Genomic DNA, 13,737 nt, shown 5'->3' with positions numbered 1-13,737 from the left:
ATGCCTGATCCCGATTACCATCTCAACGTAGAACTCGAAGAAGCCGCACGATCGAAGCTTGCCGAGCCGAAGCGCGGTTTGAGCAAGGCAGCCTTGATCGCGCTGTTCACGTTGGTCTGTCTGCCGTTGCTGGCTATGCCCTTCTGGCTCCAGCGGCCGTCAACTCCTGATAATGTCGATACCGGTGATGAGAACTTGCTGTCGCCGGTCGGCAAAGTCCAATTGGCCGTTCCTCCCGCAGTCAAAGAACCACCTCCCGCGCCGGAGCCTACACCAGAGGTGCAGCAGCCATCGCCGACCGATGCAGATGCCTCTGCTGAACGGGCACGACTGCAAGCGGAGGAGGAAGCCCGGCGAATGGCGGAGGCGGAGCGGCTGGCGCGGGAATCCGAAACTGATGAGAAAAGGTGGGAGCGCTATCGCTCGCCGATGGTCGTGACCGAAACCGGTCAGAGCGGAGAACTCGCTGGCGAGCAGCCAAAACCACCGATGGATGCGGAGAAAGCAGCCGCTACATTCCAGGACGCCAATCCCAACGGGCAGTTTTTGTCTGCCATGGCCACCAAGCCGGTTGAAGTTGCAAAGGCCGAACGGACAAAGCGCATCGATGCACTTGTGCCGCAGGGAACGATGATCCGCGGCGTTCTCGAAACTGCCGTGCAGACGGATCTGCCTGGCATGGTGCGGGCGGTGACCACCGAGGATATATGGTCGTTCGATGGAAGACGGATTCTAATCCCTGCTGCATCGCGCATGATCGGCGAATACAATGCCGGCGTTGCACAGGGTCAGACCCGCGCCTTCATCGTCTGGACGCGGCTCCTGCGTGCTGACGGCGTTTCAATGAATCTCGGTTCGATCGGCACCGATGAACTCGGTCGGTCGGGATCTGCCGGTGATGTCAACAACCACTATCTGAAGCGGTTTGGCGCCGCTGGCGTGTTGAGCATTATCAGTGCTGGCACACAGTTAATTGCTGCGGGTGGTGGCGGGACGCGGAACCGAACTTATGGCGGGCCCATCCAGACGACGACGACCGACCCAGCCACCGGTAAGATAACGGTTAATACCATCTATCCTGATGACAACAATGCAGGCAACGATCTCGCGATGCAAGGGGCGGCGCTCGCGGTCCAGAATTTCACGCAGCTCGCCCAAGAGGCCCTGAAGGCGCAGATCAATATTCCACCGACCATTACCATTGATCAGGGAACACCGGTGTCAATTTTCGTGCGGCGCGATCTCGATTTCTCCGATCTTTACCCGGATCCGGTCATGCAGAAGCTCAAGGAGCTAAAGAAGGGACGCGGCTGGGATACAGGAGAAGGTATACAGCCAGTTTACAAAGGGGACACGCCGTGAGCCTTGCAGCGCCCCTCTCCGAATTGATCGATTTGGCGTTTGCCCCGTTGCGGCACTTTCTTCAGACACCGGATGTCGTCGAGATATGCATCAATCAGCCGGGCGCCGTGTTCATCGAACATGCAGGGGGAAGCTCGGGTGCGGCGATGGTGCGCCATGCGATGCCGGAACTGACGGCCGAAAGGATCCGCTTCATGGCGGAACGCGTCGCCGCGGCAAGTCACCAATTCGTCAACGACGAAGAGCCGCTATTGTCGGCCGCGCTACCGGATGGCGCGCGTATTCAGGTTGTACTACCGCCCGCCGCGCCGCAAGGGGGCGCTATTGTTCTCCGCCGGCAGGTCGCGCGCAGGCTCTTCCTTTCCGACTACGCAGCTTCAGGGGCGCTCGACTCTGCTCTGGTGACGGACAGTGCGCATCAGTTTACGGACGACGAAGGCATTCTGTGCAAATTGCTCGCTGCGGGGGATATCTGGACGTTTTTGCGTGAAGCTGTGCAACGGCGCGTGTCCATTATGGTTTCTGGCGGTACGGGGTCTGGTAAGACAACCTTTCTGAATGCGCTGATGCAGGAGATCCCGGCGCACGAGCGACTGATTACCATCGAGGATACTCCGGAACTGACGCCTCCGCAGGAGAACCATGTCCGTCTTATCGCAACGCGCGGCAATCAAAATATCGCCCGCATCGAGCCGCGTCACCTGGTCGAGGCGTCCCTACGCATGCGGCCGGATCGATTGCTGCTTGGCGAAGTACGCGGTGGCGAAGCGCTGGACTTTCTCCAGGCAATCAATACCGGCCACCCCGGCTCGCTCTCGACGGTTCATGCGAACTCTCCGTCTGCCGCCTACACGCGGTTGGCGCTCCTCATTATGCAAAGCGGCGCCGGCGGCGGGCTCGGTCTAAGCAAGACCGAGATCGTCGATACGTTGCGCACGACATTGCCACTGGTCATCCAGCTTGGCCGTCGAAATGGCCGACCCGGCGTTGTCACAGAGATTTTCTACGATCCCTTCGTGCGAGCCAATTTGCAGCGACCGGTCGCACTTGCGAGCAACGATCTAACCAGATTCGAGAACGCCGGTATTGTTTCGATAGGGCGCAGCCAATGAACAGGAATATTCTGCTTTCGGCTATCACCATTGCTTTCGGGTCAGCCTTTGGCAGCGCCGGACATGCCGCGTCCGGCGAACAGCCTCTGAAGGTTACAGTGATTCAGGACGACGGGGCTTCGAACCAGGACGCCGCGTTGCCACCGCAGCCCCCTGCGGCAGCGGTCTGCAAACATGCTTCTCCAATCGATGCATTTCAGGGCGAGGCCATTGTTCGCAAGATTGCCGGAGAGGAACGCTTCGACCCTGATCTCGTGCTGGCCATCGCCCGCCAAGAGAGTGGCTTTCGCATGAACAGCATCTCAAGTGCAGGCGCGGTCGGCTTGATGCAATTGATGCCGGGAACGGCGAAGCGTTTCGATGTCGATATCTGCGATCCTGAAGACAATGTGCGCGGCGCGATCCGTTATCTGCGTCTGCTGCAGAAAAAATACCAAAACGCGCTCTATGTGCTTGCAGCCTACAATGCCGGTGAAGGGGCTGTCGAGCAAAGCCGCGGAGTTCCACTTTATCCGGAAACCGTTCGGTACGTCTCTGCCATTCTCACCGATCTCTATGGTTGGAAACCGCTTGAAAGGCCGGCAGCCAAGGCGCGAGGGAATGGCACGATAAACAAACAAGAAAAGCCCGAGGACGGCAGTCCAGAAGCGTGGTCCCAAGGATTTGTCCTTCATGTGGAGTAATTCAATGTTTTTACGTTCAACAATTTTCAAAGCTTTCGTATCGTCATCATTCACGATTTTTGCCGGGGATGCTTTTGCACAGAGCCTGCAACCGGTGACAGGTGTGCTGCAAACCCTTATTTCGATTCTCACAGGTCCAATTGCCTCGATGCTCGCAATCCTGGCCGTCATCAGCTGCGGCTTCCTCGCCTGGTCGGGGCGTTTCACCTGGAGCATCGCCGGTTCCGTGATTATGGGGATTGTGCTGGTGTTCGGTTCGACGCAGATCGTGGCGTTCTTTCAGAGCGCTTTGGGTCATTGAAATAGATGACCGAGGATGCGCCGGACATGACCCCCCTGGTCAAAGCCCTGACGAGAGCACCGACGCTTTTTGGCGTGCCCTACATGTATGCCATGTTCAACATGGTGGTTACCGCGGTGGTCTTCCTCGCAACCAAGAGCCTCTTCACGCTATTCCTGGTGTTGCCGATCCATAGTTTCGGCTATTTCCTGACGCTGCGCGATGAGCAGATTTTCAATATTCTCCGGGTCAAAGGTGCGCGGACCCCGCCACAATCGAAAGTCCTGTGGGGCGTCAAAAGCTATGCACCGGGCGACCAGGCATGACGTCCCGTCTGGTACGCAAGGAGATGCGTTTTGGAGCGCAAGCCAAGCGGGAGCGTTCGGTTGCCACGCATGTGCCCTACGCACGCCATGTCGATGACACGGTATTGCGCACCAAGGATGGGCTGCTCTTAAGTACACTCAAGCTCGATGGCTTTTGTTTCGAGACTGCGGACATGGCGCAGATCAATGGCAAACTTGAGGGCCGTAATACAATCCTGCGCTCACTCGGCAGCAGCCGCTACGCGGTCTATGGTCACATGATCCGGCGCCGGCTCGAGCCGAAGCTCGAGGGCGAATTCGATAGTGAATTTGCCGCCGAATTGAACCGCCGCTACATGGCGCAGCTCGAAGAGCGGCGCATGTTCGTCAATGACATGTATATCACGGTCGTACGCCGGCCTCTGCGCGGTCAGGTCGGACTGATCGACAGCTTTACGCGCAGCCTGTTTGCTGGCCGTGGCGTCAAAGATCAGGCAAAGGGTGCACGCCAGGGAGAGGACGAGGAGCTTCGCGAACTTCACGACGCTGTCTTGGGCGTGCGCGAAGTCCTGCTGGATTATCAGGCGCGTATTCTCGGTATCCGTGAGCCTGAGCCGGGAAATTATTTCTCCGAGCCGCTGGAATTTCTCGTTCAAATACTCAACGGGCTCGATCCGGTCTCTATGCGTTTGCCGCGTATGCCGCTCGATGGTGCACTTGCGATGAAGCGGCTGCACTTCGGACGCAATGCGGTAGAGTTCGTCGGCGCGACGCCGCCAAGAGACTCACGGCTCGGCGCCATGCTGTCGGTGCGCGAATACCCATCCTATACGGGACCTCTCCTGCTCGACGGGTTGCTGAAGGTTCCGCATGAATTTATCGTCAGCCAGAGTTTTTCCATTGTCGACAAGCCTGTGGCGCAGAACCAGATGGAGCGTGTCTATCGCCAGATTTCCATGGCAGATGAGGCTGGTTCGATTGTCGGGAACCAGCTCGCCGGGGCACGCGATGAGCTTCTGAGCTCGCGCTCCATCTACGGAGAACATCACCTGTCGGTGATGTGTCTCGGCGACGACAAGGCTGAGCTCGATCGCTGCATTCGCTCCGTTGGCGCTACTCTCACTGATCAATCCATCATCTGGCTGCGCGAGGATCTGAATTGCGAAGCGGCATTCTGGGCGCAGCTGCCTGGCAATTTTTCATATATCGCCCGGTCGGCAATGATTTCGTCAAAGAATTTTGCCGGGTTTCTGTCGCTGCACAATTTTCCCAGCGGCCAGAAGGAAGGCAATCATTGGGGCAGCGCCATCTCCCTTCTGGAGACGACCAGCCAGAGCGCTTATTTCTTTAATTTCCACGTCCGTGATCTCGGTAATTTCACCATGGTCGGACCATCCGGCTCAGGCAAGACGGTGGCCTTGTCCTTTCTGATGGCGCAGTCGCAGCGTATCAAACCAACGCCGCGCTGCATTTTTTTTGACAAGGATCGCGGCGGCGAAATTTTCATTCGGGCACTGGGAGGCAACTACGAAGTGCTGCAACCGGGTGCGCCGACTGGTTTCAATCCCCTCGCTCTGCCCGACACAGCGGGAAATCGCGAGTTTCTGTTTCAGTTGTTTTCGTCGATGCTGCGCCGTCCAGATGGTCTGTCGCTGCCTGCCAGCGAGGAAAGCGTCATTCGCGCCGCTATTGGCCAGATCATGTCGACCGGGTTGGATAGCCGGTCTCTGCCGGCCTTTGCGACCTTGCTGCGTGGCCGGATTCGCGCTAGCGATGACGATCTTTTGGCGCGGTTCGAAAAATGGCTCCGCCCTGATCAACTGGGCTGGTTGTTCAACAATCCGCAAGATCGTTTCACTTGGTCGGAGATTTCAGGCTTCGACATGACGAAAATCCTGGACGATCCCCTCACCCGCAGCGCCGAGCTGATGTATATCTTTCATCGGCTGGACGAATTGCTCGACGGCAATCCTGTCCTGATCTTTCTCGATGAAGGCTGGCGGCTACTCGAGGATCCGGTGTTCGCGACCTTCATCCGCGACAAGATGAAGACGATCCGCAAATTCAACGGGATTATCGGTTTCGGTACGCAAAGCGCCTCGGACATCGTCAATTCCCAAATCGCCAACACGCTGATCGAACAGAGTGCGACGCATATTTTCTTTCCCAATCCACGCGCGGATCTGGAGAGTCACGGCAGCGGGCTCGGGCTCTCCTCGCGGGAAGTCGAATGGATCAAGACAACGGATCCGGCCAGCCGCTCCTTTCTGATCAAACACGGTCAGGAATCTGTGATAGCCAGACTTCGCCTCAATGGCATGGACGATCTCCTGAAGGTGCTGTCCGGTCGGGCCGAAACAATCCACGAACTGACCGTTCTGCGTGAGCAGCTCGGGGATGATCCAAAACAATGGCTGCCGGTGTTTTGCGGGCAAGGAGACAGGCCGTGAGAATCATACCGGTTAGCGTCGTGCTTTTCGCCGCTGCATTGTGCGCGGCTTGCGGGGGCGGTCATAAACTGAAGATGCCTTGCGACCTGCCCCCCTCGGCCTTGTCTTATGCGCTTGACGATTGCGGCCCGCTGCGACCGGTCAACGAGGCGTTCGATATTGTTATCCAGCCACCGTCGCAAGGGGGAGTAGCCAGTGGAGGGAGCTAATTCTATCGCCGCACTATCGAGTAACATCGACAGCCTGGGTACAAATTTTACGGCGGCGACCTACGGCGTCTTCGCCTATTACCTCACCCCCGTCATGGCCGGGCTGTTGACCCTTTATCTGATCTTCTGGGGATTCCGGTTTTGGCAAGGACGGGGCGACAGCATCGCCGGCATGGTGTTCAAGCTCGTTCGTATAGCCATCATTTTCTCGCTCGTGACCGCATGGGGACCCTTTCAGGTCGCGCTCTACGGACTGTTCACCAATGCGCCGTACATGGTGAGTTCCGTCATGCTCAATCATATTGTCAATCCTCGCAGTGGCAAATCCATGGGATTTAGCACCCTCGCCAACGACCTCAACGCTGTCTACGGTTTCGCGCTAACTGCGTCGGCCAAAATCGAGCAGTCAGCACTTTCGGCTGCCGCCCCCCTGCCTCAACCGGTTCCGGAGGAAGGCAGCCCGCCAAACCCGGCCAAATCAAACCCGGTTGCTCAAACAAAAAGCCCAGCGCAAAATCCGTTGACAGTTCCATTGAGTTCGTCGGTGCAGGCAGCAATCGTATGGATCGCCGCGGCTTTGTTCGTCGGCTACGCCGTTGCACTCCTCTTGTTTGCAAAAGTCGCGTTGTGGATCATGCTTGCGCTCGCTCCATTTTTCATCGTGTTGCTAATGTTCCAAATCCCGTCGCGGTACTTTTCCGGCTGGCTCACGGGCACGATCCAGATAATCCTGATACCGATCTTTCTGACAACCTTCCTTGGTTTTTACAACGTCGGTATACAGGATGTCGTGAAGGCGCTGGTGTTGAGCATTGCAAAGGGCAGCATACCTGCGATGAAAGATGCCGGTCCTTTTGTGCTCGTATGCCTGACGGGATTCTTCCTGCTTACTCAGATCGTGCCTCTCAGCGGCCGAATTGCGACAAGCAGCCAGGAATGGTTCACCAATCTCGCGTCTCACGCGGGCAATGCCAGCAGGAATATCGTCAACGCGATGGTGGGAAGGAGTGGCGGGGGAAATTCCTCTGGAAACACTTCAATCGCACCTGCGCCCGCACAACTTTCGCACGCGCACACGGGCGAAACGAACCTGCGCGAGGTGCAAGACAGAAATGCGGCGGTCAATCGGCAAAGCAGAAACCGATAGCGAGTCAGGCAGCTTTGACGACCGAATTGATCAGAGATTTCTGCCGCGAAAGACAATCCACCAGTCGAAAGCGATTCTCGATTGTCTTGCGGGCGGCAATGCGTAGCGGCAGAAAATCCTCAGGCTTTTGGAGGACTCGAAGGATTGTATCGGCTAAAGCATCGGTATCAAAGAATGGCACGAGGAGGCCATTCGTCCCGGATCGGATAATTTCCTGAACCGGCGGCGTATCGGAGCCAATTATCAAGGCGCCGCATGACATAGCCTCGATCACCGACCACGACAATACAAAAGGATATGTCAGGTAAATATGTGCGGTTGATATCTGGTAGAGCTTGCGCAGGAGATCGTGCGAAATGGCTCCGGGAAACAAAATCCTGTCCGGCGGAATGTCATGGCTGGCGAGCAGCGCATCCTTCCATGATCCCCCACCGGGCGGCGGTGTTCCATAACTGACGCCATTGCCGCCGACAAATACGAAGAGCGCGTCTGGATTTTGGCGTATGACTTTTGCCGCCGCCTCGAGCGCTTGCGGAAAGCCGCGATAGGGTTCGAGGTCCCGAGCGACGAAAGTGATGATCGGCGGATCACCTGCCTTCAGCAAGCGCCCATCAGGCAGCCTTAGCGACGCGTTGCGGTCGGGGCGGAAAATTTCCGTATCGACACCTTCATGGCAGACGGCTATCCGATTCCGCGCGGAGACCGGATAAAGGCTTTTTTGCCAACGGGTGGGGCTGATCCCGCCGTCGATGGCTTCCAGCGAAAGAAGTTGCGCGACATTGCGCAATCTCAAGCGTTTGCGCGTTTCAGCATCCGGATTATCGTCGGGAGCAAAACCGACGTCTGCGCCTTCCGCCTTGTAGAAAAATTCGCAATAACCGATAGCCGGCACTTTGGGCAGGATATCCTTGACGAACATCATGCTGCCCCAGCCTATATGACCGATGACGATATCCGGCTGTTCGCCATGGCGCACCATGGCGTCGAATGTCTCCGCAACACGGTGACCGATGCGGACATGGTGGTCCGGAATACCCAAATGCCTGGCCATTCGGGAATGAGCCCGGGGGCCAGGTTCTGCGCGGTGCAAGATCACGCGAACCGACGGGAGGCGCCGGTCCACGGTCTCACAAATAAGGCTGACATCATGGCCGCTCGTTGCCAGATGCTCAGCCAATGCTGCGAATTGGCCAAAACCACGCCTGTGAACAAAAGCCACATGCATGAGATCAGCCCCTTCCGGGACTCAGAACACTGATCGAAGTTGAGTCAGATGCCATAACGCGCGGCATTGCCCCAAACCAGTTCGAGCCTGTGCAACGTCTGGAACGCGATTTCGAGATTGCGGAGATCATCGGCATCCCTGGCGAGAACACGATTGTATGCCCCGCCAGCATCACGCAGATTGGCGCAAAGCTGCTCTCCCTTTTCCGTCAATCAGAATCCTTGCAGACCGCTTGTCCCGCTGGGACGCGACCCTGTCGATGTAACCCCCATCAGCAAGTTGTTTCAGGTAGTAGGAAATATTTGAGCCGACATAGTGCCCCCGATCCAACAATTCCCCAACAGAAAGTTCGACGTCGCCGATAGCCATCAGGACCATCGCCTGTGCCGGACCGACGTCTTCAATCCCCAGTTTCGTCATTTCTGTTCTGAGCAGACTGGCGAAACGGCGATTCACTCTCTCGATCATTCGAGCTAGCTCGAAGTGTGTAACTACGACCGTATGAACTGGGTGTCTATGTCCCTGTTTTTCCGCTGTAATTTCGGGGAAATCGGCGGCGTAATATCCATCAATAGATGTTTCGACTTCCACTCCTTCGTGCAGAAGTTTTTGTATCATCTTTGTCTCCATGGTCATTTTACTTCAAATTTTGAAGTAAGTTGCGAGTGTATTTTCCGTTCTCCTTTGCTTTTTCCCCCGTCATATAATCTTTTTTCTGTCACATTCTGCACGGTATTACTTTACTAGTCTCTGGTCTTAGACCAAGGTCGTTGGGGCTAACTGGCAGCTGTGTCATTTCCAAGGCAGAATTACACATGAATGATACTCGTCAAATCGATGCAAATGGCAAGAGCCATGTAGGAAAAAAAGCGAAGACGCCGGAAGTTCCGACGCCGCAAACGCTGATTTTCAAGGCCCGCCGGGTTTTTCTGGCAGGTCTCCTCTACGCCGTATTACTTAGTTTCTGTATCAGCCTTTTGCAACTTACGGTACCCCTTTACATGTTGCAGGTGCATGACAGGGTGCTGAACAGTCGCAGCACCGACACTCTGCTTATGCTGACGGTCCTGGCAGTGGGCGCTCTGCTGGTATACGGCATTCTCGAATTTATCCGGGCTTTGTCTTTTCAGGCCATGGGCAGCGCACTTGTGCGCCGGCTAAATCTGCCGATTCTGACAGCTGCCGTGCAGGCATCGGTGGATCAGGGCCTTCCCAAGGCCACGCAATCCTTGCGCGATCTCACCGAACTGCGTACTTTTTTGACTTCGTCGGCGGTAAGCGCGCCACTGGATGCTGCCTGGTCGCCCATCTTTCTCGCCGTGCTCTTCCTGCTGCACCCGGTTTTCGGGATTATCGGTGTCGTGGGCGTGATCATCCTTGTTTGTTGCGGCGTAGTTACTGATCTCTTAACCCGCAGCCTGCTCAAGGATGCAAATCAGGCCAACATCGAAGCCATCTCAAAAATCGGTGCAACGCTGCGGCACGCCGAGGCCATCGAGGCAATGGGAATGTTGCCCGCTCTGGCAAGGCGCTGGCGGGGTCTGCAGATGAATGCGCTGGATCTGCTCGATCTTGGAGGCACCCGCAATCGTGCGATGGCATCCATTGCCCGCACATTGCGTTTCATCATCCAGGTCGCGACGCTGGGTGCAGGAACCCTGCTGGCGATGGAACAGGCGATCTCACCGGGGGCAATGATCGCGACCAGCATTATCGTTGGCCGTTTGCTGATGCCGTTCGACCATGTCGTCGAGACCTGGCGTCAATGGGTAAATGCCGTTGGCAACTGGAAGCGCATCCAGGCCCTGCTTGCACAGAATCTTGCCGTGCGGCAGACGATGCCAACCCCCCGGCCGCATGGCGACCTGATCATCGACAAGCTGGTTTATGCGGCTCCGGGTGTCGAGATGCCGATCATCAAGGGTATTTCCTTCAGCCTGTCGCCGGGCGAAGTTCTTGGCATTGTCGGCCCTTCCGCCGCCGGCAAATCGACACTTGCACGACTCATGATCGGGATCGTCAAGCCGACGTCGGGCGGTGTGTTCCTCGATGGGAACAATGTCTATCTCTGGGAGCGCGGCTCCTTCGGAGAAATTGCCGGCTATCTGCCGCAATCGGTGGCACTGCTTGAAGGCACTATCCAGGATAATATCGCGCGGATGGGCGACGGCGATCCGCATCGGGTGCTCGAAGCGGCTCGGCTCGCTGATGTCCATGAAATGATCGGACGGCTGCCGCTTGGTTACGATACACCGGTGGGAGATGGGAAGTTGACACTTTCCGGCGGCCAGCGTCAACGCATCGGCCTTGCCCGGTGCCTCTACAATCGTCCTCGCCTGATCGTGCTCGATGAGCCGAACGCCAATCTCGATGCAGTCGGCGAAAGAGCGCTGATGCGTGCGATCGAACAAGCCCGCGATGATGGAGCAATCGTGGTGATGATTGCCCACCGCCCAACCATCATGCAGGTGGCTGACAAGCTGCTTGTATTGGAGAACGGGCGTATCACACAGTTCGGCCCCCGCACGGACGTAGTGTCGTCCATCACCCCGACCGGTCCTAAAATGGGAGCCACCGCATCATGACGGGCAACACAAATCTGCAGAAACGCGCCCCTCAACTGTTGGCACCGCGTACCGTGTCGGGCGGCGAAACCGTTCCCACGAAGTTTGGGTCCGTCCGTCCGGAATGGGTCACTGATCTGGAGCAGGAAGATAGAAAGTCCCCCCTGCGCAAGTTGATTATCGCCGGCACATCGACAATCTTGATCGCGTTTGGCGGGTTTTTTGGATGGGCCTATTCTGCAGAACTTGGTAGTGCTGCCGTTTCGCTCGGGACTGTGATCGTCGATTCGAAGCGAAAGACAGTCAGCCACCTCGAGGGTGGTATCCTCGATCGTCTGCTGGTGCAGGAAGGCGATGAGGTGAAAGTAGGTCAGCCACTCATCCGGCTTGACGACACCAAGGCACGGTCCGAATTGCAATCCCTGCAGAGCCGGCGAGTGGGGCTGATCGCAAAGTTGGCGCGACTGCGTGCCGAGCAGGCAGCAGAAACCGAAATCGCATTCCCGCAGAACTTCGGCGAAATGGGCGATATTTCCGCCGAGAGCGCCATAAGAGCTGAGAGGATATTCTTTGAGAAACGCTACGCGCAGAAAATGAGCCGCGTCGACATCCAGAAGAAAACTATTGAACAATATACGGAGCAAGCGAAATCGTCAGATGCGCAGATAGCAGCGACTGACCGGCAGATCGAACTTATCACTGAGCAACGGGACGCGATCGCCGGGCTTGTGAAAAAAGGCTTTGCCCAGAAATCGAAGTTGACCGAAATCGATACCAGACTGAGCGAACTCGCGGGAACCCGCGGTGAGTATGCGGGTGACAAAGCCAAGGCGGAGCAGGCCAAGGCGGGCGCGGAATTTTCCCTCATCGGCATTGAAAGCGATCTGCAGTCGGAGATCGCCGGAGAAATCACGACGAGCCAGGTTGAGTTGGCCGATACCGAGGAGCGTATCGTAGCGGCCAAAGACGTCATGCGCCGTGTCGAAATACGTTCGCCGCAGGCGGGCATCGTTGCCAATATTCGCTTGCGTACACCTGGCGGTGTGGTGGCCGCTGGCGAAGCCATACTCGATATCGTGCCGGAGAATGAACCGCTGGTTGTCGAAATGAAGATCAGCCCGCGCGACATCGACAGCGTGATTGTCAGTTCGCCGGTGCAGGTTCGCCTTACGGCCTATAACCAGCGTTCGCTGTCGCCACTCGATGGAAAAGTCACTTATGTGGCCGCGGATCAGGTTATCGATGAAAAGACCGATACGGCGTACTTCGTGGCACGTGCGGAAATCGCCACTCAATCACTGGCGTCCAACCCGACGATCAAACTTTACCCTGGTATGCCGGCCGAGGTGCTGATCGTGCACAAGCCGCGCAAAGCGATTGAGTACCTCATTTCTCCGATCTCCGACAGCTTTAACCGTGCCTTCAGAGAGGATTAATTAGAAAGTTCGCACTGCAGCGCACCATATTTTGCGATATTTCAAATTTCAAATTAAATTACGCTTAATACAACACGATATAACAAGTAGTTTTGCTTTAAACAGGAATTATAGATTCTAATATAAAAGTGTCATAATACATCGACGCAATAATTTGTTACTATGGATTGCCACATTTATATTCTTAGTCTAGATTGCAATTCGATTTGGTGCAGCGCACAATCGTTTAAGCATCGATCGTCGGAATCTTTCCGGCAATTTGTAGACTCAAAGCAGGACAGAAGGAGAAGCAGATGGCCACTTTAGAAGGCGGCGCCTACGACGACGTTTTGTTTGGCTCGCGTTTTGACGACTTCATCCACGCCAATGGCGGTGATGATGTTGTTTTTGGCTCGAACGGAAATGACTCGATATTTGGTGACGCTGGCGACGATTTGTTGTTTGGCGGCAACGGCAACGACTCGATTTTCGGCGGCGAGGGAACTGACGTCCTCTTCGGCGATAATGGAAACGACATACTGAGCGGTAACGAGGGAAATGACGTTCTCTTCGGTGGTCACGGAGATGACGTTCTTACCGGCGGTGCCGGTTCGGACCTCTTGTTCGGCGATGCTGGAAACGATGTTCTTTCCGGTGGTGCCGGCGACGACACTCTCTTTGGCGGCGCAGGCAATGATACGCTCATTGGCGGCGCAGGCAGTGATGTATTCCTGTTCACTGGCGGCGGTGGTAACGACGTCGTGCTCGATTTTACCCCTGGTGAAGACGTCCTCCAGATCTCCAGCGGTATCAACGGGCAGGATATTCATTCGGCTGACGATCTTGCCGATCGTGTCACGCAGGTCGGTGGCAATGTTGTCGTCGATCTCGGTCATGGTGATTCCGTCACACTCGTTGGCGTCAATGCCGACGATGTCACGGAACATCCAGGCGACTACTTCGTCGTTCATTGATAGCGATTATG

The 13,737-nt window shown here is 56.2% G+C and carries 11 protein-coding genes and 1 pseudogene; 10 read left to right on the top strand and 2 right to left on the bottom strand.

Annotated elements, in window-relative coordinates; all coding sequences use genetic code 11:
- The 7 genes from virB10 to N8E88_RS00190 all read left to right on the top strand — a co-directional run bounded on the left by virB10 (position 1) and on the right by N8E88_RS00190 (position 7,548).
- Positions 1-1,362, top strand: a complete 1,362-nt coding sequence (gene virB10 / locus N8E88_RS00220; protein ID WP_262290500.1) for a type IV secretion system protein VirB10 — start codon at positions 1-3, stop codon at positions 1,360-1,362.
- Positions 1,359-2,474 (top strand): P-type DNA transfer ATPase VirB11, encoded by a 1,116-nt coding sequence (gene virB11 / locus N8E88_RS00215; RefSeq protein ID WP_262290499.1) that lies wholly within the window; start codon positions 1,359-1,361, stop codon positions 2,472-2,474. The genes virB10 and virB11 overlap by 4 nt, the downstream gene beginning before the upstream one ends.
- Positions 2,471-3,157, top strand: coding sequence for a lytic transglycosylase domain-containing protein (locus N8E88_RS00210; RefSeq protein ID WP_262290498.1), 687 nt, complete (start codon positions 2,471-2,473; stop codon positions 3,155-3,157). The genes virB11 and N8E88_RS00210 overlap by 4 nt, the downstream gene beginning before the upstream one ends.
- A 4-nt stretch (positions 3,158-3,161) precedes the next feature.
- Positions 3,162-3,458 (top strand): TrbC/VirB2 family type IV secretion system protein, encoded by a 297-nt coding sequence (locus N8E88_RS00205; protein WP_262290497.1) that lies wholly within the window; start codon positions 3,162-3,164, stop codon positions 3,456-3,458.
- Between the two features lie 26 nt (positions 3,459-3,484).
- The gene (locus tag N8E88_RS00200; RefSeq protein ID WP_262290496.1) at positions 3,485-3,763 is read left to right on the top strand and encodes a VirB3 family type IV secretion system protein; all 279 of its coding nucleotides are present in this window, start codon (positions 3,485-3,487) and stop codon (positions 3,761-3,763) included.
- On the top strand, positions 3,760-6,192 hold the full coding sequence (locus N8E88_RS00195) for a VirB4 family type IV secretion/conjugal transfer ATPase (protein WP_262290495.1): 2,433 nt from the start codon (positions 3,760-3,762) through the stop codon (positions 6,190-6,192). The genes N8E88_RS00200 and N8E88_RS00195 overlap by 4 nt, the downstream gene beginning before the upstream one ends.
- Positions 6,193-6,387: 195 nt before the next feature.
- A complete protein-coding gene (locus N8E88_RS00190) occupies positions 6,388-7,548 on the top strand; it encodes a TrbL/VirB6 family protein (RefSeq protein WP_262290494.1) in 1,161 nt (386 codons plus the stop codon).
- A 4-nt stretch (positions 7,549-7,552) separates the two neighbouring features.
- Here the strand turns inward: N8E88_RS00190 and N8E88_RS00185 are convergent, their stop codons facing one another.
- A complete protein-coding gene (locus N8E88_RS00185) occupies positions 7,553-8,773 on the bottom strand; it encodes a glycosyltransferase family 4 protein (RefSeq protein WP_262290493.1) in 1,221 nt (406 codons plus the stop codon).
- A gap of 44 nt (positions 8,774-8,817) precedes the next feature.
- A pseudogene (locus N8E88_RS00180) lies at positions 8,818-9,388 on the bottom strand (MarR family transcriptional regulator).
- 200 nt (positions 9,389-9,588) lie between these two features.
- On the opposite strand from N8E88_RS00180, the gene N8E88_RS00175 reads away from it, so the two are divergent.
- The 3 genes from N8E88_RS00175 (at position 9,589) to N8E88_RS00165 (ending at position 13,726) form a co-directional block, all read left to right on the top strand.
- Positions 9,589-11,358: a type I secretion system permease/ATPase gene (locus tag N8E88_RS00175; RefSeq protein WP_262290492.1), complete on the top strand. Its 1,770-nt coding sequence runs from the start codon at positions 9,589-9,591 to the stop codon at positions 11,356-11,358.
- Complete coding sequence (locus N8E88_RS00170; protein ID WP_262290491.1) at positions 11,355-12,773, top strand: HlyD family type I secretion periplasmic adaptor subunit; 1,419 nt, start codon at positions 11,355-11,357, stop codon at positions 12,771-12,773. Before N8E88_RS00175 ends, N8E88_RS00170 begins: the two co-directional genes overlap by 4 nt.
- A gap of 293 nt (positions 12,774-13,066) precedes the next feature.
- Positions 13,067-13,726 carry a calcium-binding protein gene (locus tag N8E88_RS00165; RefSeq protein ID WP_262290490.1) on the top strand — a complete coding sequence of 220 codons (660 nt, stop codon included), beginning with the start codon at positions 13,067-13,069 and terminating at the stop codon, positions 13,724-13,726.
- Positions 13,727-13,737: the final 11 nt, after the last annotated feature.

The organism is Phyllobacterium zundukense (assembly GCF_025452195.1).
In the GTDB taxonomy this organism is placed as follows: Bacteria; Pseudomonadota; Alphaproteobacteria; order Rhizobiales; family Rhizobiaceae; genus Phyllobacterium; species Phyllobacterium zundukense_A.
This window is presented reverse-complemented; position numbering and strand designations above follow the sequence as displayed.